This window comes from Bacillus sp. NSP9.1, from assembly GCF_000465465.2.
In the GTDB taxonomy this organism is placed as follows: Bacteria; Bacillota; Bacilli; order Bacillales; family Bacillaceae; genus Bacillus; species Bacillus sonorensis_A.
The window spans coordinates 2,516,521-2,538,852 of sequence record NZ_CP048273.1 but is presented as its reverse complement, the minus strand read 5'-3'; the positions used below and the strand labels follow the sequence as shown (position 1 = coordinate 2,538,852).

Below are 22,332 nucleotides of genomic sequence, written 5' to 3'. Positions count from 1 at the left end.
GTGGAACCGAATCTCCAATTTTCCATCCAGCAACAATCAGTCGCGGTTCTCACACTGAACAGGCCGCAGGCCAGAAACGCTTTATCGCTTGCGCTCCTTGATGAGCTAAAGAATGCTCTCCGCGATATTCAATCCAATCCGGACATCCGCTGTGTCATCATCACTGGAAAAGGCGACAGAGCATTTTGTGCCGGCGCCGATTTAAAGGAAAGGGCCCAAATGAGCCGCTTGGAAGCGAAACAGGCCGTGTCTTTGATCCAAAACGTGTTCCGTGAAACGGATCGGCTGCCGCAGCCGGTCATCGCCGCCCTGAACGGCAGCACTTTGGGCGGCGGGCTTGAATTTGCCTTGGCGTGCGATATCAGAATCGCAGCCAGCCACATCGAACTCGGCCTTCCTGAAACAACGCTGGCAATTATCCCGGGTGCAGGGGGGACGCAGCGGCTGCCGCGCTTAATCGGTCGCGGCAAAGCGAAGGAAATGATCTACACCGGCTGTCGTATTAACGCACAGACAGCCAAGGACATCGGTCTTGTCGAACATGTCGTTCCTTTATCAGAGCTAAAAGAGAAAGCGGAAGACATCGCCTTGACCATCGCCGCAAACGGTCCGATTGCCGTCCGGCAGGCGAAGTTCGCCATCAATAAAGGGCTTGAGACAGACATCGAAACAGGACTTTCCATTGAACAAAAGGCATATGAACTGACGATTCCGACGAAGGATCGAACAGAAGGGCTGAAGGCTTTTTCAGAAAAACGAAAGCCTCGTTATACAGGAGAATAGAATGGAGGGACAGCCGTTGGCAGCCGAAAAAGAACTAAATGAACGCATCCGACAGATCAAAACTGGCGGGGCGCAAAAATATCATGATGCAAACGAAAAGAAAGGGAAATGGTTTGTCAGAGATCGACTGAAGCTCCTCTTGGACGACGACCTCGACCTGGAAGATGCTTTTTTTGCCAATTGCATGGCTGAGGAGCTTCCGGCGGACGGGGTGGTCACAGGGATCGGCAAAATCGGCGGACAAACCGTTTGCGTGATGGCCAATGATTCAACCGTAAAGGCCGGTTCATGGGGAGCGAGAACCGTTGAAAAAATCATCCGCATTCAGGAAACAGCCGAAAAATTAAATTGTCCTCTTTTTTACCTGGTCGACTCGGCCGGTGCAAGGATTACCGATCAGGTTGACATGTTTCCGGGAAGAAGGGGGGCGGGACGGATTTTTTACAACCAGGTCAAATTATCCGGGCGCATTCCGCAGGTCTGTCTTTTGTTCGGCCCTTCAGCGGCCGGCGGCGCCTATATTCCGGCTTTCTGCGACATCGTCATAATGGTTGAAGGAAACGCATCGATGTATTTAGGCTCACCGCGGATGGCGGAGATGGTCATCGGTGAAAAGGTCACCCTGGAAGAAATGGGCGGAGCCAAGATGCACTGCTCTGTATCCGGCTGCGGAGACATCCTCGCTGCAACGGAAGAGGAAGCGATCCTGTCAGCCCGCAGCTATCTGTCCTATTTTCCGGCCAACTACAGAGAAAAAGCGCCCGCCGCTCACCCAAGGCCGGCACAAACGTTTGATCAATCACTGGAGGAGATCATTCCGCAAAATCAAAACGCCCCTTTTCAAATGATGGATCTGATCAGCCGGATCATTGATGAGGATTCTTTTTTTGAAATCAAAAAATTGTTCGCTCCCGAACTCATCACAGGGCTGGCGCGGCTGGACGGACAGCCTGTCGGCATCATCGCCAACCAGCCGCGTGTGAAAGGAGGGGTCCTTTTCCACGATTCCGCAGATAAAGCTGCAAAATTCATTCACTTATGCGATGCCTATAACATTCCTTTGCTTTTTTTAGCCGACATACCGGGATTTATGATCGGAACGAAAGTCGAGCGGGCAGGTATCATCAGACACGGAGCCAAAATGATTTCGGCGATGGCCGAAGCAACCGTGCCGAAAATATCCGTCATCGTCAGAAAAGCGTACGGCGCCGGATTGTATGCGATGGCCGGACCGGCTTTTGAACCTGACTGCTGCCTGGCGCTGCCGACGGCGCAAATCGCCGTGATGGGGCCTGAGGCTGCGGTCAACGCCGTTTACGCCAAGAAAATCGCAGAGCTTCCCAAAGAAGAACGGGCAGCATTTATCGCCAAAAAACGCGAAGAGTATCAACAAGACATCGATATTTACCGGCTTGCTTCGGAAATGATCGTCGACGGCATCATTCCGGCCGATTCTCTCCGGACGGAGCTGACGAAACGCTTTAAGGCCTACATGACAAAATACATGACATTTACCGAACGGAAGCATCCTGTCTATCCTGTCTGATATCAAAAAATGGAAAGGAGAAAATGCATGACTGAACAAGCGGTTTGGCGGCCGGATCCTGAATTCGTCAAAACGACCAGGCTGTATCAATGGATGAAAGGGCTCGGCTTTAGCGATTATGGCGACTTTTTGAAAGCCTCGATAGACGATATCGCCTGGTTTTGGGAAGAAGCTGAAAAAGCCCTCGGTATCAGCTGGTACAAGCGATACAGTGCGGCATTAAACACAGATCACGGCATCAAATGGCCGACATGGTTTGCCGGCGGCCGCTTAAATGCCGTTTGTAATGCCGTGGAAAAATGGTCTGTCCAAACAGAAACGGCGGACGCTGCAGCGCTCATTTGGGAAAGTGAAGACGGAAAAACGAAGCAAATCTCATTTTCTTCCTTGCATCACAGCATATCCTGTGCGGCAGCGGGCTTTAAAGCGCTGGGGGTTCAAAAAGGCGAAGTGATAGCGATCTACATGCCGATGATCCCCGAAACCGTCATCGCCATGCTTGCGGCCGCCAAAATCGGAGCGGTTTTTTCGCCGATCTTTTCAGGCTATGGGGCGCATGCTGTCTCCTCAAGGTTGCGAGCCGCCGGAGCAAAAGTGCTTGTTACCGCAGACGCGTTTCACAGAAGGGGAAAAGCCGTCCCGATGAAAAAAGAGGCGGACGAGGCCGCAAACCGCTCGCCATCTGTCGAAAAAGTCGTCGTCTGCCGCCTTCACGGTTCAAATCCAAACATAAACAAAGCAAGGGATATAGCCTGGGATGATCTGATGAAGCACGAACCGCTTGAAAACACCGAAGAGATGGCAAGCTCTGATCCGCTTATGCTCCTTTATACCTCGGGGACGACCGGACAGCCGAAGGGAGCGGTTCATACCCACGCCGGTTTTCCGCTTAAAGCTGCGTTTGATGCCGGATTTGGCATGGATGTAAAACAAGGAGACACCTTTTTTTGGTATACAGACATGGGCTGGATGATGGGGCCGTTTTTAATATTTGGCGGCTTGATCAATGGAGCGGCCATTTTGCTGTATGACGGGGCGCCTGATCACCCGGAGCCGGACCGGATCTGGAAGCTTGTCAGCCGCCACGGGGTCACACATCTCGGCATCTCTCCGACGCTCATTCGTTCGTTGATGCAGCATGGGGAGGGGTTTCTGCAAACGTGCGATCTTTCCAGCCTGAAAGTGATCGGCTCAACAGGCGAGCCGTGGAATGAAGAACCGTGGATGTGGCTGTTCCGCCACGTTGGAAAAGAGAAGGTGCCCATTTTCAACTATTCGGGAGGAACGGAAATTGCCGGCGGCATTTTGGGCAACGTGCTCCTTCGGCCGATAGCGCCGGCAGCTTTCAACTCGCCTTTACCGGGAATGGCCGCCAATGTCTTCAATGAAGTAGGGGCAGAGGTCACAAACGAGGTCGGAGAGCTTGTCTTGACAAAACCGTGGGTCGGCATGACGAACGGTTTTTGGAAGGAGGCGGACAGGTATGAACAAACATACTGGAGCCGCTGGAAAGATGTTTGGGTGCACGGCGACTGGGCGAAAAAAGATGAGGAAGGGTTCTGGACGATCAGCGGACGGTCGGATGACGTCATCAATGTCGCCGGCAAAAGAATCGGTCCCGCGGAGATCGAATCGGTTTTGGTGGCGCATCCCGCCATCGCGGAAGCCGGAGTTATCGGCGTTCCCGATGATATGAAAGGGCAGGCTGTTGTATGCTTTGCCGTTCCCGCGAAAACAGAGCCGCCTTCTGAGACATTGAAGGAAGACTTGCTGGAGCTCGCATGCCGCGCGATCGGAAAAGCGGTCAAGCCGAAAGATGTTCATTTCGTCAGCGGACTGCCAAAGACGAGAAATGCAAAAGTAATGAGAAGACTGATACGTGCCGCCTATTTAAACGAGCCTTCGGGAGATTTGTCCGCCTTGGAAAACCCCGAAGTTTACGATGAAATCGCCCGGCTTTCGGAGCGAAAACTTCTATAGTATACTGATGGAGGCGCAAAAATAAAGAAGAAGGGTGATGGCCTTCTTCTTTATTTTGAGATAAGCGGGTCGCTGACTTACATTCGGACAATAACCGAACCGCCGCCGGACGTACATACACGGTTTTGCTGTTCCTCAATTGAGCGCAGGAGCTGGTTGTTGCTTTCCATCAGCTTAATCAGCATCCCCATTTGATCCTCCAGATGTTTTAACCTTTCTGTCATCTGTTGGGCAGATGGCTGACCCGGCGGGATTTGTGAGGCAGCAGGCGGATAGGGCGCTTCAGAATTCCATTTTGAATACATCGTGAATGTGCCTCCATCATCTAAACTGATATACCTTATCTTATGATCTGTAAAATGGCAGCGTTCGCCTAAAATCGGGACGAAAGGGATCCAAAAATGTACTTAACGATAAAAGAGACCGCAGAATATTTATCACTTCCAGAATCATATATCGAACAGCTCGTCAGACAAAGGAAAATCCGGGCGATCCATGACGGACAGCAATATTTGCTGAATAAAGAACAATTTCATACACATTTGGAGCAGATGGAAAAGTATAAGGAAATGGTTGAGGCGATTTTAAACGAACCGCTTCCGGAGGACCCGGATGTAAAAGATGAAGATTGACAATAAATATATTATGTAAACAAAGGTTTTTTCAGCATCTTCATTTGTGCATCTTTTGTCTCAGGGGAGGGGAATTGGATCACGAAGACACAATATAGGAAATGAAAGGAATGAAACAACCCTTTCAGATCAAGTTTTCTATGTTTTTCTTTCATTTCCGACACAATCGCGTTCATTTTTTGTTCAAAAAATGTTATCATTTAATAGTAAAATATACATTGTGTTTTAGATTGCAAGTTTTTGGTTTGTGCTTCAAAAGGACACCGCTGAAAACGCAAAACAAACACACCGGGGAGCGCTTTTTTCTGGACTTGTTTGTGCATAAATTCACAAACTGTAATTGGAAGGGCTTCCATCAAAAAACAGCACATCGCTTATTGTAAAGGAGAATTGGTTATGCCGGAAACAATCGATCAAACGAATGATCAAACAAACGAATCTGTAAGTCAAAGCCAACGCGATCTTATTGATCAACTGTTAAAACCTGAAGTGCAGGAATCTTTGACTGTCCTGGTCGACCAGCTTCCAAAGCTGACAGAACTGGTCAACATTTTGACGAAGTCTTACGATTTCGCCCAATCCGTGGCAACTGATGAAGTGTTGAAAAGCGACACTGTAGGTGCCATTACAGAAATTTTGGAGCCTGTGAAAGAAACGGCGAAAGAAATCGCGTCGACGGCCATTGAAGCAAAAGACCGCGCTGAGGAAAGCAACGAAGTCATCGGCCTGTTCGGTCTTCTGAGAATGCTCAAGGATCCGCAGGCGCAGAAGCTGTTCCGCTTTGCTCAAAGCTATCTGCAAATCATGTCAGAACGCGAAAAACAAAAATAACAACCTTCAGAATATATTTAGAATAAGGACGGAGGATTTACGATGTCAAAACATATTGTCATTTTAGGCGCTGGTTACGGCGGATTACTGTCCGCTTTAACAGTACGCAAACATTACAGTAAAGAAGAAGCAACAGTTACAGTGGTTAACCAATACCCAACACACCAAATCATCACAGAACTGCATCGCCTGGCAGCGGGCAACGTTTCTGAACAAGCGATCGCCATGCCGCTTACAAAGCTTTTCAAAGGAAAAGACATCGATCTTAAAATCGCGAAAGTCAATTCTTTCTCAGTCGACAAAAAAGAAGTCGCCCTTTCTGACGGCTCAACTTTAACGTATGATGCGCTTGTTGTCGGTCTTGGATCTGTCACAGCCTACTTCGGCATCCCTGGACTTGAAGAAAACAGCATGGTGCTGAAATCCGCAAACGATGCGAACAAAATCTTCAAGCATGTTGAAGAACGAGTGGCGGAATACGCCAAAACAAAAAATGAAGCTGATGCGACAATCTTAATCGGCGGCGGCGGACTGACCGGTGTTGAACTTGTCGGCGAACTGGCTGACATCATGCCGAACCTTGCCAAAAGCTACGGTGTAGATCCTAAAGAAATCAAGCTGAAATTAGTCGAAGCCGGTCCGAAAATCCTGCCTGTGCTTCCTGACGAGCTGATCGAACGCGCGACAAAAAGCCTTGAAAAACGCGGCGTTGAATTTTTAACAGGTCTTCCTGTCACAAATGTGGAAGGAAACGTCGTTGATTTGAAAGACGGTCAAAAAATCGTCACAAACACATTCGTCTGGACCGGCGGTGTTCAAGGTAATCCGCTTATCGGCGAATCAGGACTTGAAGTCAACCGCGGACGCGCGACTGTCAACGACTTCCTTCAATCTACATCCCACGAAGATGTATTTGTTGCAGGAGACAGTGCCGTTGTCTTTGGTCCGGATGGCCGTCCATACCCTCCGACAGCGCAAATCGCTTGGCAAATGGGCGAGCTGATCGGCTACAACTTATATGCATACTTAGAAAACAAATCAATGGAAACATTCAGCCCTGTAAACTCAGGGACGCTTGCAAGCCTTGGCCGCAAAGACGCGGTTGCCGTGATCGGCGCAAACAGCACGTCTCTTAAAGGCCTGCCTGCTTCATTGATGAAAGAAGCGAGCAATGTCCGTTACCTGAGCCATATTAAAGGTCTGTTCAGCTTAGCTTATTAATGTAAAGGAAGCGCTACTTATAGTTTAAACTATAAGTGGCGCTTTTTTTGCTTCAAATTTGACGGGTAAATGAAAATGTTGTGAAAACTATGACACAAAAAATGCCGCACAGATTTCACTGACGGGAAGGCCTTGATGATTTTTTTCAGGCAACATAGACATGTACCGAAAGAATAAGAACTAGGAGGTAAAACACATGAAAATGCTGAAAGTACCTGCTCCTCTTCATGAATTGTTCGGCAAGAGAATTGCTGTATCTGAGTTATGTTTAACACTTTTGTTTGCCATGGGGATGTCCTCGCTTCTGTTAACTGCTTCATATTCAGGGTGGCAGCATTTTCACATATGGCAAAGCTTGCTGCTGGCGGCATTAACCATTGATATCACAGGCGGAGTGATCGCCAATTTTTCTTCTTCCACAAACCGCTATTACAAAGAAAATGCGAAAGCCCGGCTCGTATTTATTTTGATTCATATCCAGCCGATCGTTCTTGGATGGTTATTTACTCCATATATGCGGATCTGCTTTTCTGCATGGGGCTACACCGTCATATCAGCGTTGTTTATCAATGCTTTAACAAGACATCCAAGACAAAGGATCACAGGGGCATTTTTTGCGATGTCCGGCATTTGTCTGCTCCTTTTATTTTCAAATTTGCTTCCGAACATTCTCACGATCCTTTTGTCCTTATATATCTTTAAAGTCATTTTTGCATTTGCAGTTGACCATGACGGACGAAATTCCCTTTCATAGCGCTGGAACATGCGCTCCCCGACTATTCAGCTCCCACTTCCTTTTGCAATAAAAAGGGATTGACACATGAAAAGAAAAAGCGCATTATTATGAATATAAAATAAAAATATTCATATGTTTTTAAAATAAGGAGAGAGCACGATGCCGAAGTTTAGCGAAAAAGAAAAAGAAACCATCCGTTTAAAGCTGTTACAAGCCGGAAGAGAGCAGTTTGCACAATGGGGGCTGAAAAAAACGAGCGTCAGTGATTTGACAAAAGCTGCGGGCATCGCCCAAGGGTCGTTCTATTTATTTTTCGCCTCAAAAGAGGAGCTGTATTTTGAGATTTTGCAGGAGGAGGAACGAAAGCTTCGCTCTAAAATTGAAGCGTCTTTCGCGAAAACGGGGCAGACATTTGCACAGTTCTTGCGGGAAGCGCTCGCACTATTGGAAGACAATCCATACATTCGGCAAATGTATGATGAAGAATTAATGGAAGCTCTCTTCCGCAAGCTTCCGGAAGAGAAGCTGAAGGAGCATTTCACAAGTGATGAAGATTTTTTTAAACCGTTGATCATCAACGCCCAGGAAAACGGCTGGCTCATCAGAAAAAAGCCGGAAACGATCATCAGCCTGATCCGTTCCCTTGTTCTTTTATCCTTTCAAAAAAGAACGATCGGAGCAGAACATTACGAGGAAACGATGGACTTATTCATCGAATTAATCGGACAGGGACTTTCAGGCAAGGGGGCAGAACAGCGTGATTGAAGTCAGCGGGCTTTGTTTCACATACCCCGGACAAACAAAACCGGTCTTGAAAGACATCGACTTTTCGATCCGGAAGGGTGAAATTTTCGGATTTCTCGGACCGTCCGGCGCCGGAAAAAGCACGATACAAAAAATACTGATCGGCATTTTAAAACGATATGACGGGCGCGTCAGTGTCATGGGGGAGGAACTTCACCGCGCCGGCAGCTCGTTTTACGAAAAAATCGGCGTCGCCTTTGAATTTCCCAATTTCTATAATCGATTGACGGCGCTGGAAAATCTCAGCCTTTTTCGTTCCCTTTATGCTTCTGAAACAGAAGATCTTGAGGCTCTGCTCAAAATGACCGGCCTTCAAAATGACGGCAGGACGAAGGTATCCGATTTCTCAAAAGGCATGAAAATGAGACTTAACTTTTGCAGGGCGCTCCTCAATAAGCCGGAACTTTTGTTTTTAGACGAACCGACTTCAGGGCTTGATCCCGTTCACGCCAAGCAACTCAAAAATCTGATCCTGATGAAAAAAGCGGAAGGGAAGACGATTCTGATCACGACGCACCATATGAATGTCGCTGAAGAAATCTGCGACCGTGTGGCGTTTATCGTAGACGGAAGAGTAGCGCTGATTGATTCCCCTCGCACTCTGAAAGTCCAAAAAGGGAAACGGCTGGTCAAAGTCGAGTACCGCAGGCGGGAACAACTGCAGACCGCCCATTTTGAACTCGATCAAATCGGGGACAATTCACAGTTTTTGAACTTGATCCAAAGCCATCCGGTCGAGACGATTCATTCACAGGAAGCTTCGCTTGAAGATATTTTTATTGATGTGACGGGGAGGCGTTTAAAGTGAGGCTTATGTCCGCCTTTCGGCATGATGTCAAGCTGCAGGCGAAGCACGGATTTTATTATGCTTACTTGCTGATCAGCGCGGCATACATCGTGTTCCTGCAATTTCTTCCGAAGGGGCATCAGGAATCGGTCAATGTCGTACTGACTTTTTCTGATCCGAGTGTATTGGGCTTTTTCTTCATCGGCGGTCTCGTTTTATTGGAAAAAGGGCAAAACATTTTGGACAGTCTGTTTGTGACACCGCTGAGACCTGAGGAATACATCCTGTCGAAAACGGCATCGCTGTCCTTATTGTCGCTTGTATCAAGCTATTTGATCCACAGCAGTGTTTTTGGTTTCGGCACAAACGCCGTGTTGTTTTTGTCAGGCGTTCTTTTAACATCATTTTTTTTCACACAGATCGGTTTGGGATTGGCTGTCCGGTGTGTGACATTGAATGGATTTTTCTTTTTGTCCACTCTCTGCACACTGGTGTTCATTCTCCCATTGTTTGAGACAGTCGGGTTATGGAAGAGTCCGCTTTTTTACCTTCTGCCGTCAAAAGCGTCTTTGCTGCTTTTAGAAGCCGCATTTCACCCGCTCGGCAAATGGGAGCTGGCCTACTGTTTGTTCCTCCTGTTGCTTTGGAATGGTGCCGCCTTTTTATGGACGCGGCATTCTGTGAGAACGTTCATCACATTCAAGCTTGGCGGAGGTGAGAAGCGATGATGAAAATCATCCAGCTGATCCGCGGAGATATGAAACAGATTTGCCGCGACTCAATGCTTGCTTTTTATGGACTGGCGCCGCTGCTGTTGATCATCGTCATACGTTTCGGCGAACCGGTGGCGGCGAAAATGACGGGAGTGGATGCCGCTGTATACCACCGGCTGGTCATAAGCTTTGCCATGCTCTTGATTCCGCTGATTCTCGGCATCATGTCAGGATTTATCCTGCTGGATGAACGCGACGACAATCTAATCCAGTATTTTGCCGTCACACCGCTTTCAAAGCGCGGTTATTTAATGATCCGGCTTGCCTTCCCGATGTTAGTGACCCTCTGCTATGGCATGATTCTCTTGTTGTGGGAGAGCGGACACCCGCTTCATCTCTTTTTCGCGCTTTCGATGATCACACTCGAAGCTCCGCTGTATACGCTGCTTTTGGCGGCTTATGCTTCCAATAAAGTCGAAGGATTGGCTTTGATGAAAGGGTTCAGCCTTATGGCATTTACACCAGCGTTCGTCTTTTTCATTCCAGAACCATGGCAGTTTTTCGGGATCATCACACCGACTTATTGGACAGCCAAAACCTATCTCGCCGGGTCGCATGTTCTCTTGTTCGGCGGATTGGGAATCGTTTTTCATTTATTGATGCTGTGTGGCTTATATCGAAGGTTTATATTGAAAACAGATCTTTACAGTGAATGATCTCTGCGGGCTTGTTGTTTCTTCGAGGCTACACGCATTCCTTGGCTGACTTACTTTTGCCGACCAGCCGACCGCTACATTAAAATAAAAAATGACCGTGCATCTCAATTTTAGATACTACGGCGTTACCGATCATCATGTACATGTAATTCTGTCAATCGCTATCAAAGAAATACAATTCTGTCATTTTTAGTGACAAAATTGTATAATCTTCTGGTGTCTTAAGGGACAGCCATTGGCTTGTAACTAATTTCGTAAAAGAAGCTCTGCATTTATGCAGGGCTTCTGTCGTAAGTTTCATGGTCAGTATCAGGCATTGTTCTTTTCCAGTCTATATCTCTACACTGAAAGTAATGGAATAAAGCGCCGAGAAGGTTAGCATCGTTTCCAAATTTGCATGCTTCTATTATTGGACGTACTTTAGCACCCGGCAATGAATTCATTATGATATCAATTTTATTATTTATTTGTTTAATAAGATTGTCATTACCGCTGACTGCACCGCCAATAATAATTTTCTCCGGATCATAAACATACTGGAGGTTGAAAATACCCTTAGCTAAAGATAAATAAAAATCATCGATGGCATTCATACACTCCCGATCACCTGCTTCAGCCGCTGCAAATACTTGTTTTCCATCTAAATTCGATACATCGATTCCTTTAACTTCTGCAACCCGACGAACGAGAGCACCTATTGCAGCTAAATCACTCCATGTCCGGAAAGAAATATTGTTTTTATCGCCAACAGTGTCCATGATCATATTGCCGATTTCTCCGCTGTGCAAGTTAGCTCCTTTATGAATTTTTCGATCTATTACAACTGCACCGCCGATTCCAGAACCGATTACCACAAATAAAACATCGTTGTTACCTACAGCTGCACCTTTCCAAACCTCACATAATGCCGCACAGTTTGCATCATTTTCGATTTCAACCGGCAAACCGCTTTTGTTTTCAATTATTTCTTTTATATTCGGGCCGTGTATACAAGGGAGGGCACTGGTTCCCCCTATAATGCCGGTGTCGCTGTTAACTCCCCCAGGACTGCTGAGAGCAATCCCGGAAATTTGGTACTTATTCTGATTTTCACTCGTTACTTGTAACAATTCAGAGATGAGCTTTTCAAAACCAAGCGGTGAAGAAGGGAATGAACCCTTGGTTAGAAAATCACCATTTTCATTAATAACAGCATATTTAATGGCACTACCGCCTATATCAAAAACCATGTAATTATTCATAGGTATCCTCCTTTTTACAACACAGTTTCTACTTCCTTCAGTACGAATATTTCGGAAGAGAAGTCACCTGGCAACTCCCTTTGCCAATATTCATCAGCGCGGTCTGTGTAGTCCTCAGCTAAAATAATTCCTATATTCATTAATTCATCACCGTAATGATTGCTGCCCCGCTCTTTAATATGATAAAGTTTCTCAGGGTTTAGGCCTTTTAATTTAATACGGTAGTATTTATCGTTCGGTTTTGCGAGGATCTTATAATATCCCACGATTGCTTCTCTTTGATCTTCTGATACAATCATCCAAGACACTTCGTTTGATTCAAACGGGTTTTGCAGCCGGTAAAACTGTCCGTTACGAATGAGATTACGTTTTTCTTTAAAGAAGGAAACCTGTTCTTTCACTTTTCTTTTTTCTTCATTATTTAGTTTTGTTACATCAAGTTCATAGCCAAATGTGCCGAAATAAGCAACATTTGCCCGAGATTCAATCGGTGTTGTCCTGCCGACCTGGTGGTTCGGAACAGCTGAAACGTGGCTTCCTATAGAATTTAGTGGATAGACCAGAGAAGTACCATATTGAATTTTTAATCGTTCAACCGCATCTGTGTCATCACTGGCCCAAGCTTGCGGAGCATAATATAGCATCCCCGGATCAAATCGAGCTCCTCCTCCTGCACAAGATTCAAACAATATTTGCGGATGTTTTTGGATTAATCGCTCGTAAAGTCTATAGACTCCTAAAATATACCGATGATAAACCTCGCCTTGTTGATCTGCAGCCAGGCTCATTGAATAAGCTTCTGTAATATACCGGTTCATATCCCATTTAATGTAGCTTATTTTTGTACCTGTAATAACCTCATCCATTAGCGAGAAGACATGGTCGACCACTTCTTCTCTTGTAAAATCCAAAATAAACTGGTTGCGCCCATGCGAAGGCGAGCGGCCAGGAGTGGCGATAATCCAATCCGGATGCTCATTTAATAGTTTTGTACCTTTGCATACCATCTCTGGCTCAAACCACAAGCCGAATTTTAACCCTAATGCATCTATTTTTTCAGATAAGCCTTTAATGCCAGTTGGCAATTTTTCTTTGTTTGCGAACCAGTCCCCAAGCGAACTTGTGTCATCATGTCTTTCTCCAAACCAGCCATCATCCAAAACGAATAACTCAATTCCTAAATCCTTGGCTGCCTCGGCAATTGTTAAGATTTTTTCTTCATTGAAATTGAAATACGTGGCTTCCCAGTTATTAATTAAAATAGGACGGTCTTTATCACGCCAATTCCCCCTAACCAACCTTGTACGGTAAAGCTCATGGAATGTTTGGCTCATTCCGTTTAATCCTTGGTCAGAATACACCATAACGCATTCAGGGGTTTGAAAGGATTCTTTTGAATTCAATTTCCACTTAAAACAGAAAGGGTTAATTCCCATCATTACCCGGGTTACACTATATGTGTCTACTTCCACCTGTGCTAAAAAGTTACCGCTGTATACCAGGCTGAATCCATATACATCACCAGTGTGCTCAGTGGTATCCGGCCGCTTCAAAGCAAGAAAAGGATTGTGGGCGTGGCTGCTGGCACCTCTCGCACTATACACAGATTGGATTCCTTTTGATAATTTTTGCACTTCCATGTGAGCTTCTCGGGCCCAAGCTCCTGCTAGATGAACCATTTCATAGTTGTCGTCTGGGAAATCCACATTCATGCTCATAACATTATTAAGATAAAATGCTTCCTCACCGGTATTGATCAATCTAGAATTTCGGCAGATAACACTTTTATCCGCATAAATGGAATAACTTAAAATTAATTTGCTCTTTAAAATAGGATCCACTAATGTGATTGCGATGGTCTCCGCTTCACTCTCATTTTCTACATAAGTGGAAGGCAATTGATTGAGTGGGGGCTTTCCCTGAATAATTTCATAGCTTTCAAACTGAAAGTTTGTAACATGGCTGCCTGTATCATTTGTTATCATATGGGCGGGATATCGATAGTCTGTAGTTCCGAAACTTGGGTATTCTTGTTTTATGTGTTCCAAGGATGAAGTGTGATCGCCTTCGAACATATTGCAAGAAGGTCTTATTTCACGCTCAATAAGATGCTTAAATGATTCCCGGTGTTTTATTGTTTTCCCATAATACAGGTGCTCTAGTTGCTTGCTTTTTTCTAACACCCTAAAAATATAACTAATATTTCGGTTGAAAAGATGAAATTCTTTTGTTTCCTCATTGACTTTAATCGGCATTACTATTCACCACTCCTCACTGATCCCTTATTTGTAAGCGACTTAAATTATAACAAAAAATATTAAAATAAACTATTTGTTTTTTAACCGAATAAACTTATATATAAACTAAAACATAACTTAATAAAACGATTTTGTGACAGATAATGTGTTTAATTCTAGTTATTTGTTGGTATCAGGAATGAATTAGAAATAAAACGACAATTGTAAGCGTTTTCTATTTAATTTTTGAAAATCTCAAAAAATTATAGACATTTAATTTCAGCAAATATATAATTGTGTTATTAGGTTAACGATTAACAAATATTTAAGTTTCGTTAATAATTGAATTAACTGATTAGTAATTTAATATTTCAGAAGGGGGTTAAAAATTTTTTTAAAAACTGATGTAAAGGGTTACAAGAAAGATTTTGAGAATTCCCCAGTATTTGATAAAGCCATGTGGAGTCCCTTTTTATGAATTGGATAAGGCGGGTGGAAAATGCATAAATCGAAAACATTTTTGTTTTACATGTTCATTTTACCTTGGTTGATTGGGTTCTTTGTTTTTACAGCGGGGCCAATGGTGTATTCGTTATATATGTCCTTTACTGACTATTCGGGTCTTGGAACAGCAAATTGGGTAGGGTTTGAAAACTATCAAAAGATATTTACAAAAGATCCTTTGTTTTGGCAATCATTATGGAATACACTTTTTTATACCGTTTTTGCAGTGCCGCTTGGATTGATAGTTGGTTATCTGTTAGCGGTCCTTTTAAACGCGAAAGTAAAGTTTATGGGGTTTTTTAGAACTGTATTCTATTTACCGTCTCTTGTTCCCACTGTTGCCAGCTCTTTATTATGGATCTTGATTTTTCAGCCGGATTTTGGCATTGCGAATGCGATCCTTTCATTTTTTCATCTGCCAACCTCGAATTGGTTGCTGAGTGAGGCAATGGTTAAACCTTCGTTAATCATTATGAGTCTATGGGGAGCAGGTGGAGGAATGGTTATCTACCTGGCTGGCCTTCAAAATGTGCCTGCTTCGCTCTATGAAGCTGCTGAGCTTGATGGAGCAGGTAAGTTATCGAAGTTTTGGCATATAACAATACCTATGACATCAAACGTTATTTTTTTTAATTTAATCATGGGGCTCATCGGCGCTTTTCAAATTTTCACACAAGCGTACGTTGTAAGCAGCGGAAACGGTGGACCGAATTATAAATCATTATTTTATGTTTTCTACTTGTATCAAGATGCATTCAAGTTTTTTAAGATGGGGTATGCTTCCGCCCTTGCTTGGATTCTATTTCTCATCATTTTAGTTTTCACATTGATTCAATTTAAGGTGTTTGGAAAGAAAGTCTACTATGAATATGACGAATAAGTGAAGGGGGGAATTGGAGTGGAAATCTCAAAAGCAAAAACCAAAGCAGTGAGGATAAAAAAAGAGAGCAGCATAAAAAAAGGGAAACTTTTTGAAAGAATTCTGACATACGGACTTCTTGTCAGTTTATCTATCGTTTTCATCTTTCCGTTTTTATGGTTGGTTGGGACATCACTAAAGCCTGAAAATGAAGCTATTTCTTTTCCGCCTAGTTTGCTGCCGAAGGAATGGGATTTTGCGAATTATAAAGACGTATTCACTATTGTGAACTTTGGTCAATATTATTTAAACTCCATCATCGTTACCGTAGCAACGGTCATTGGGACGGTTTTATCCTCGGCATTGGTAGCTTACGGCTTTGCCCGAATTAAGGGAAAAGGACGGGATGTTTGGTTTATCTTGTTGCTGGCAACAATGATGCTCCCTCCGCAAGTCACCATGATCCCTGTATACATGATTTTTGCGAAACTTGGTTGGACAAATACCTTTTTGCCGCTAATTGTCCCCGCCTTTTTTGGTAACGCTTACTTTATTTTCTTGCTTCGACAGTTTTTTAAAACCATCCCAAAAGAGCTCGAAGAATCAGCTTATTTGGATGGGTGCAGCACTCTGGGGATCTTCTGGAGGATTGTTCTTCCGTTATCCACTCCGGCAGTGATTACGGTTGCCTTGCTAAGTTTCATGTGGACTTGGAACGATTTCTTGGGACCGTTAATTTATCTCAATGACAATTCTAAATTCACGTTAGCTTTAGGGATTCTCCAATTCAAGGGTGCATTGTTGATAGAATGGGGACCGATGATGGCAGCAAGTGTGCTTATTATCCTGCCGTTGATAATCATGTTTTTTGTCGGGCAGAAGTATTTCATAGAAGGTATCGCGACAACCGGTGGAAAGTAATAACAGTTGGTTTGATTGGTAAGGGTAACGCTAGATAATGGTCCTTTTCTGGAACCTTATCTATTTATTATCTATATTTCACTAAATTAATAGGGGGTAGTAATTCGATGTTTAAGAAGAAAAGATTAGGTGTTTTCCTTTTAACCCTTGTACTGGCTTTATCCGCTTTTTTGTCGGGATGTTCTGGATCCGATGCGTCAAGTGAAGACTCAAAGAATGACGTGACACTCCGTATATTAGTTTGGAATAACAATCCAGAAGGCACAAAGCTTGAAAATGAGATCTTTAAAGCATTTGAGAAAGAAAATCCTGGTGTCAATGTTGAAATGGTTTATGCTCCATACGATAAGTTCAACGACAAGTTCCTAACAATGTCTGCCGGCGGTGACCAGCCAGACTTAGTTTGGATCCAGCCATCCGCCTTTGGACAGTTGGTATCTAAAAATGTATTGATGGATCTATCTGACAAAGAGATCAATAAAGATGAATACTTGCCTAACATTCTTGAAATGGGTCAGGTTGATGGCAAGCAATATGCGCTGATTCGTGACGCAGCGACATTCCAGATGGGCTATAACAAAGATATGTTTGATGCGGCAGGAGTGCCATATCCTTCAGATGATTGGACTTGGGATGACTTCCTTAATGCAGCGAAGAAATTAACAAAAGTTGAAGGTGGAAAAACAGTGCAGTTTGGAATTGAAAACTACTATACTGGAGAAATTTTGGTGCAAAACGGGGGATCATACATAAGCCAAGATGGTAAGACAGTGACGGTGGACTCGCCGGAATCAATTGAAGCAATCCAGTTTGGATCCGATCTTATCAACAAATATAAAGTCCAACCAACATCAGCTCAAGCGCATGGCATGTCTAATTTGTTCCTAACTGGAAAAGCGGCCATGAAATTAATCGGCCCATGGGACTGGGCAGATATAGAGAAAAACGTTTCCTTTGAGTGGGACGTGGCACCAATGCCAGCAGGAAAAGCCGGCAATGTATCTGCAGCTTCTTATCTGCCAATCGGTATTGGAAAAGGGACAAAACATCCTGAAGAAGCATTTGAGTTGCTGAAGTTCCTATCAAGCGGTAAAGGGCAGGATATCCAGATTGATACGATTAACGCTATTCCAGTGATGAAGCGTCATGCAGATAAAATTACCGCTATGAAAAACGCGCCGGAGAATGCAGATTCATTAGAAACGCTTCTTAGGAAAGGCAAAACTGTTATGAATGCACCGTATACACCTGAGTATGCTGAGATTGCAAATAAAATCCAGCCAGTCATTGACAATATTAATTTGAAGGATCTCGATGCGGAAAAAGAATTGAAAAAAATTGCGGATCAGATTCGAAAAGAATATGACCTGAAGTAATAAAGAAATGGCACTTGTTAAATCAAGTACCTTATTTCAAGAAGGTGAAGCGGATGAATAAAAGTACGTATTTAGACAGCAAGGTTGGCTGGCTAATGGATCTGGTCTTTAGCCTGGCTAAAACGAGTGTATTCTTTTGGGTGACATTGATAAAAGAGTTCTTTATATTTGGTGTTGTTGCTTCTTTCTGTAAATTGGTTGAAATGATGGATGAAGTTCTTTTGGGCAACGGGGTTTCAATTAGGAAAGGATTTCGAGAGGGAAGCCAAAAATATAAAGGCTATAAAAAAGTTTCATTGTTTACTTTTTGTTTTTTTATTTATACAGGGCTGTTTATCATACTTCCATTACCTGAATCCGTACCGGCAGATATAGGAGTTTTTACAAAGTTTGCGTTTGTTTATTTGTTTTTATTGGGAGCGGTGCTATTCACATATGTATCGTGGAACTTGGTTAAGTTGGATTTAAGTGTAAAGAAAGCTTTATTTTATGGTTTTTATTTAATGTTTAAAAGGTTTGTACGATCTATTTTATTATTTGCTGTATTTTTAGTCATAGTTTTATTAAGTCAGATGAACTTAATTTTTCTTATTTTCATTGCTCCTTCTCTCTATGTTATGTGCGGGACTTTGATATTGAGAAAAATATACAAAAACGAAGTTTTGAACTAAGAATACTAGATCTGATAGACAACCGTTATTTGTTTGCAGTATGCACCGAAAGGTTTATCAAATGAGAAGTCGCCTGCTTCCGCTTATTCTGTTGCTGCTCTATAGTGAAGGGTAATAGATGTGTTTGTGCGAAAGGCTTAGCAAAAGCAGAAAAACTATTCTGGAGAGAACTGCTACCAGAATGGCGGGGTGCGATATTTATAAGGTAATGCAACAAAAGATTTCTTTTTCCGCTTAAGAAATAGGTCTTAAAAGACTGTGCTTGAGTAAGCCAGTAATGTTAATTTCACAATTAAGGAGTGAAAGAAATGAATAATAAGAACATTATTCCTGAAAGTTTTTTCTGGGGAGGAGCAGTAACTTCTTTTCAAACTGAAGGTGCTTGGAATGAGGGTGGAAAGGGCCCGTCTATAGTAGATGCAAGGCCGGTAAAGGATAATCATTCAGATTGGAAGGTAGCAGTGGATTTTTATCATCGCTATAAAGAGGATATTGCGCTTTTTAAAGAAATGGGATTTAATGCATACCGTACAAGCATTTCATGGTCAAGGGTTTTTCCAGATGGAGAAGGAGAGCCTAATGAAGAAGGGTTAAAGTTTTATGATGAATTATTTGATGAGATGCTGGCTAATGGAATCCAACCTGTTATCACTCTTTATCATTTTGATTTACCTTTGGCGTTGGCAGAAAAATATAACGGTTTTGCTTCCAGAAAAGTCGTAGAGTTATTTGATAAATATGCAAGGACAGTATTTAAGCGCTATAGAGAAAAAGTTAAATATTGGCTTACTTTTAATGAGCAAAATCTTGTTTTAACAAACCCGCAATATTGGGGAGTGACATTGGCTGATAATGAAACGGATGAGGCTTTAAGATATCAGGTGTGCCACAATGCTTTTATTGCACATGCTAAGGCGGTAAAAGCCCTGCATGAGTTAGTGCCAAATGGACAAATGGCAGGAATGGTAACCTACCTTACAACGTATCCAGCGACCTGTGATCCAAAAGATGCTATAGCAAATATGAAAGCAAAAGAGTTATTGACAGACTTTTATTTTGATGTATTTGTGCACGGCGAGTATCCATCCTATGTTACCAGTCATCTTGAGCAAAACAACATAATGCCGGTGTTTGAAAAGGGAGATGCTGCATTACTTAAGGATAACACGGTTGATTACTTAAGCATCAGCTATTATCAAAGTCAAACGGTTAAGCATCTGCCGGAAACGGATGGACACATTATTGCAGGTGTATGTCCGAATCCAAAACTGGATACGAATGAGTGGGGATGGGCAATTGATCCAATTGGCTTAAGAGTGGCTTTAAAAGATATATACGCCCGTTATCGGCTGCCTATTTTCATAACAGAGAATGGGATTGGTGTAAGGGAAGAGCTGGACGAAAACCAAACAGTGGAAGATCAGTATCGTATTGATTATCTAAGGAAACATATTGAACAAATGAAACTGGCCATGGAAGAAGGTGTAGATGTTATCGGATACCTTGCATGGGGATCAACGGATATTTTAAGCTCTCAAGGTGAGATGAAGAAGCGTTATGGCTTTGTTTTCGTAAACAGGGATGAAACAAATTTAAGAGACTTGAAAAGATATAAGAAGAAAAGTTTTGATTGGTTTAAGGGAGTCATTTCTTCAAATGGGGTTAAGTTATAAACATATAATATTGAGTCATTAAAAGTTAGTTAAAGGTTATCTCTTCTGATGAAAATTATTAAGTAATAAACCGAACCGCATTAGACGGCTTTTTGCTCGCATTGACTAAAAACACTTTTGCTGGATTTAAAATCGCTGATAATTCATGATTGCCATACTCCGCCTATATCCATTGTTTCTGTTATAAACAGTGAATATAGGCTTTATTTATCCCGCTCATACTATGTTGACAAACCATTTTACCAGCCGTAAAATTAAGTTATCGATTAACAATAATTCGGTGAGGAGAGAGGCTTTGAAAACTAATATTACCATGCGTGACATTGCAGAAAAGCTTGGTGTAAGCAGCGTAACAGTATCAAAAGCATTAAATGATAAAGAAGGAGTCAGTGCTGATCTCAAATTAAAAATTAAACAAGTAGCTGATGAAATGGGATATCGCTACAACACATCAGCCCGTGCCATGAAAGATGGGCGTTCTTATAATATTGGTGTTACTATTCCAGAACGCTTTACGGGCATGACGCAGTCATTTTATTTAAACGTCTATCAGTCGTTGTCTAAAACGTTGGAGCAAACAGGCTATTATGGCATCCTTCACATTTTAAGCTCAGATGATGAAAATTCTTTAGTGCCACCGCGGATTTACTCGGAACAAAAAGTAGATGGTCTGATCATATTGGGGCAGGTCAGTAAAGAATATATTGAGATGATGCAGTCCGTAAATATTCCAGTAGTATTTATGGATTTTTATGATGAGAAAACAGATATGGATGCGGTTATTACGGATAATTTTTATGGCGCCTACGATTTAACAAACTACTTGATCAGCAAAGGACACAAGAGAATCGGGTACGTCGGTAATTTATACGCGACAAGCAGTATTCAAGACCGCTTTTTGGGTTATTATAAATCGCTCCTTGAACACAGGTTAGAAAGAAACGACGATTTTATTTTAAATGACCGGAATGAAGAAGGGAAATTTGTAGATATTCAATTGCCGGACCCAATGCCAACTGCCTTTGTTTGTAACTGTGACCAAGTAGCACGTCTATTGATTAATAAGCTCGTCTTACATGGATATCAGGTACCGGAAGATGTATCAGTAGTTGGTTTTGACAATGATGCTTATGCAACGATCGGGTTTCCTGAATTAACAACCTTAGCTGTCGATGTGGAAGAAATGGCACGTACCGCGGTTCAATTTATGTATGAAAAAGTAAACGATCCTACTAAAAAATTTGGTCGGGTTCAAGTAAAAGGCCGTATCATTTACCGCGATTCTGTCAGTTCTCCAACTGTCCCTCCGCAAAAAGTATAGACTTTTTTGTCTAAGCTTTTTTATATTCAAATTATAACAATCATCATTTTGATTAAATTAGTAAGGAGGTCGGATATTAGAAATACGACCTCTTTTTGTCCATTTTATTCTGTTTTTTCGACGAGAAAGCGGAAGATGAGGACCTTTCCAGGTCCAATTCGGCAGCTTTTTTAGATTCATGGCAGCGAACACAAGCATGGCCTGCATGGATAATTTTTTCTTTCCCCGCAGGGTTGTCCAGCGCAAGCCATGCTTGTGTTTTAAATCCGCAAAACCCGTTCGATCGTTTCTTTGCGTTTGGCGTAGATTCGCTTATTCTCATCCGTGTGACAAGGTGGTCAACTTCATCCTAATGATCCTGCCAGAGATGCCAGTGAATCATCAATCCGGCTATTTGAAACCCGGCGTTCCCGTTCGCCTTTCACAAAATACCCGCTCTCAGGGTCATATGTGTGCCATCGATAAAGGCGACCGACGGGTTGACAAGCTGAGGACCTCTTAACAAAAGAGATCCTTTTTAACAGTGATCAGATGGTTTTTGCAGCATGAGCGCATGTAGAGAATTTTTTCGGATTGAATGCACCGTTCGAATGTCCATCCAATGAAGCTGTTGGGCTTTTCCAACAGCTTCACGGGCAAAAGGAGCAATATAGCTGCTATCTTTCAAACAGGTCCGTTTTTCCATAGCCCCGAAGCAGAATAGCAGCCATTTCTTCGCGTGAGATTGGTTCAGACGGCGCGGATGGCTGAGTTGATTTTCAGAGATAATACCCACTCCCT

The 22,332-nt window shown here is 43.1% G+C and carries 20 protein-coding genes and 1 pseudogene; 17 read left to right on the top strand and 4 right to left on the bottom strand.

From position 1 onward, the window contains the following. The 3 genes from M654_RS13155 to M654_RS13145 are packed head-to-tail and all read left to right on the top strand — an operon-like array spanning nt 1 to nt 4,309. Nucleotides 1-783 (top strand): enoyl-CoA hydratase, encoded by a 783-nt coding sequence (locus M654_RS13155; RefSeq protein ID WP_026587346.1) that lies wholly within the window; start codon nt 1-3, stop codon nt 781-783. Nucleotide 784: 1 nt separating this feature from the next. Further along, entirely contained in the window at nt 785-2,329 is a 1,545-nt protein-coding gene (locus M654_RS13150) for an acyl-CoA carboxylase subunit beta (RefSeq protein WP_035428114.1), read from the top strand. A gap of 27 nt (nt 2,330-2,356) precedes the next feature. Then, nucleotides 2,357-4,309, top strand: a complete 1,953-nt coding sequence (locus M654_RS13145; RefSeq protein WP_026587344.1) for an AMP-binding protein — start codon at nt 2,357-2,359, stop codon at nt 4,307-4,309. Between the two features lie 77 nt (nt 4,310-4,386). Here the strand turns inward: M654_RS13145 and M654_RS13140 are convergent, their stop codons facing one another. After that, nucleotides 4,387-4,614, bottom strand: a complete 228-nt coding sequence (locus tag M654_RS13140) for a hypothetical protein (RefSeq protein WP_026587343.1) — start codon at nt 4,612-4,614, stop codon at nt 4,387-4,389. Nucleotides 4,615-4,710: 96 nt separating this feature from the next. On the opposite strand from M654_RS13140, the gene M654_RS13135 reads away from it, so the two are divergent. From M654_RS13135 to M654_RS13100, 8 genes are all read left to right on the top strand, one after another. Beyond that, a complete protein-coding gene (locus tag M654_RS13135; protein ID WP_026587342.1) occupies nt 4,711-4,941 on the top strand; it encodes an excisionase family DNA-binding protein in 231 nt (76 codons plus the stop codon). 396 nt (nt 4,942-5,337) lie between these two features. Next, nucleotides 5,338-5,772 carry a DUF1641 domain-containing protein gene (locus M654_RS13130; RefSeq protein ID WP_026587340.1) on the top strand — a complete coding sequence of 145 codons (435 nt, stop codon included), beginning with the start codon at nt 5,338-5,340 and terminating at the stop codon, nt 5,770-5,772. 42 nt (nt 5,773-5,814) lie between these two features. Further along, nucleotides 5,815-6,993 (top strand): NAD(P)/FAD-dependent oxidoreductase, encoded by a 1,179-nt coding sequence (locus tag M654_RS13125; protein WP_026587339.1) that lies wholly within the window; start codon nt 5,815-5,817, stop codon nt 6,991-6,993. A 196-nt stretch (nt 6,994-7,189) separates the two neighbouring features. Continuing rightward, complete coding sequence (locus M654_RS13120; RefSeq protein WP_026587338.1) at nt 7,190-7,747, top strand: hypothetical protein; 558 nt, start codon at nt 7,190-7,192, stop codon at nt 7,745-7,747. Nucleotides 7,748-7,888: 141 nt separating this feature from the next. Next, nucleotides 7,889-8,494: a TetR/AcrR family transcriptional regulator gene (locus tag M654_RS13115; RefSeq protein WP_026587337.1), complete on the top strand. Its 606-nt coding sequence runs from the start codon at nt 7,889-7,891 to the stop codon at nt 8,492-8,494. Next, nucleotides 8,487-9,341 (top strand): ABC transporter ATP-binding protein, encoded by an 855-nt coding sequence (locus tag M654_RS13110; protein ID WP_026587336.1) that lies wholly within the window; start codon nt 8,487-8,489, stop codon nt 9,339-9,341. Before M654_RS13115 ends, M654_RS13110 begins: the two co-directional genes overlap by 8 nt. A gap of 5 nt (nt 9,342-9,346) precedes the next feature. After that, nucleotides 9,347-10,048 (top strand): fluoroquinolone export ABC transporter permease subunit, encoded by a 702-nt coding sequence (locus M654_RS13105; RefSeq protein ID WP_051290412.1) that lies wholly within the window; start codon nt 9,347-9,349, stop codon nt 10,046-10,048. After that, complete coding sequence (locus M654_RS13100; RefSeq protein ID WP_026587334.1) at nt 10,045-10,749, top strand: hypothetical protein; 705 nt, start codon at nt 10,045-10,047, stop codon at nt 10,747-10,749. The genes M654_RS13105 and M654_RS13100 overlap by 4 nt, the downstream gene beginning before the upstream one ends. A 272-nt stretch (nt 10,750-11,021) precedes the next feature. Here the strand turns inward: M654_RS13100 and M654_RS13095 are convergent, their stop codons facing one another. After that, nucleotides 11,022-11,990, bottom strand: coding sequence for an ROK family protein (locus M654_RS13095; protein WP_026587333.1), 969 nt, complete (start codon nt 11,988-11,990; stop codon nt 11,022-11,024). Between the two features lie 14 nt (nt 11,991-12,004). Continuing rightward, the gene (locus M654_RS13090) at nt 12,005-14,245 is read right to left on the bottom strand and encodes an alpha-galactosidase (RefSeq protein WP_026587332.1); all 2,241 of its coding nucleotides are present in this window, start codon (nt 14,243-14,245) and stop codon (nt 12,005-12,007) included. 481 nt (nt 14,246-14,726) lie between these two features. Between M654_RS13090 and M654_RS13085 the strand changes: the two genes are divergently transcribed. The 6 genes from M654_RS13085 (at nt 14,727) to M654_RS13060 (ending at nt 21,552) form a co-directional block, all read left to right on the top strand. Continuing rightward, nucleotides 14,727-15,611: a carbohydrate ABC transporter permease gene (locus tag M654_RS13085; RefSeq protein ID WP_026587331.1), complete on the top strand. Its 885-nt coding sequence runs from the start codon at nt 14,727-14,729 to the stop codon at nt 15,609-15,611. 18 nt (nt 15,612-15,629) lie between these two features. Beyond that, the gene (locus M654_RS13080) at nt 15,630-16,511 is read left to right on the top strand and encodes a carbohydrate ABC transporter permease (protein WP_236251131.1); all 882 of its coding nucleotides are present in this window, start codon (nt 15,630-15,632) and stop codon (nt 16,509-16,511) included. A 107-nt stretch (nt 16,512-16,618) separates the two neighbouring features. Then, the gene (locus M654_RS13075; RefSeq protein ID WP_026587329.1) at nt 16,619-17,887 is read left to right on the top strand and encodes an ABC transporter substrate-binding protein; all 1,269 of its coding nucleotides are present in this window, start codon (nt 16,619-16,621) and stop codon (nt 17,885-17,887) included. Between the two features lie 53 nt (nt 17,888-17,940). Beyond that, nucleotides 17,941-18,558, top strand: coding sequence for a hypothetical protein (locus M654_RS13070; protein ID WP_026587328.1), 618 nt, complete (start codon nt 17,941-17,943; stop codon nt 18,556-18,558). 308 nt (nt 18,559-18,866) lie between these two features. Next, a complete protein-coding gene (locus tag M654_RS13065; protein ID WP_026587327.1) occupies nt 18,867-20,231 on the top strand; it encodes a glycoside hydrolase family 1 protein in 1,365 nt (454 codons plus the stop codon). Nucleotides 20,232-20,526: 295 nt separating this feature from the next. Further along, nucleotides 20,527-21,552, top strand: a complete 1,026-nt coding sequence (locus M654_RS13060; RefSeq protein ID WP_026587326.1) for a substrate-binding domain-containing protein — start codon at nt 20,527-20,529, stop codon at nt 21,550-21,552. A 57-nt stretch (nt 21,553-21,609) separates the two neighbouring features. Here the strand turns inward: M654_RS13060 and M654_RS13055 are convergent. Then, nucleotides 21,610-21,922, bottom strand: a pseudogene (locus M654_RS13055) (transposase); the annotation flags it as partial. Nucleotides 21,923-22,332: the final 410 nt, after the last annotated feature.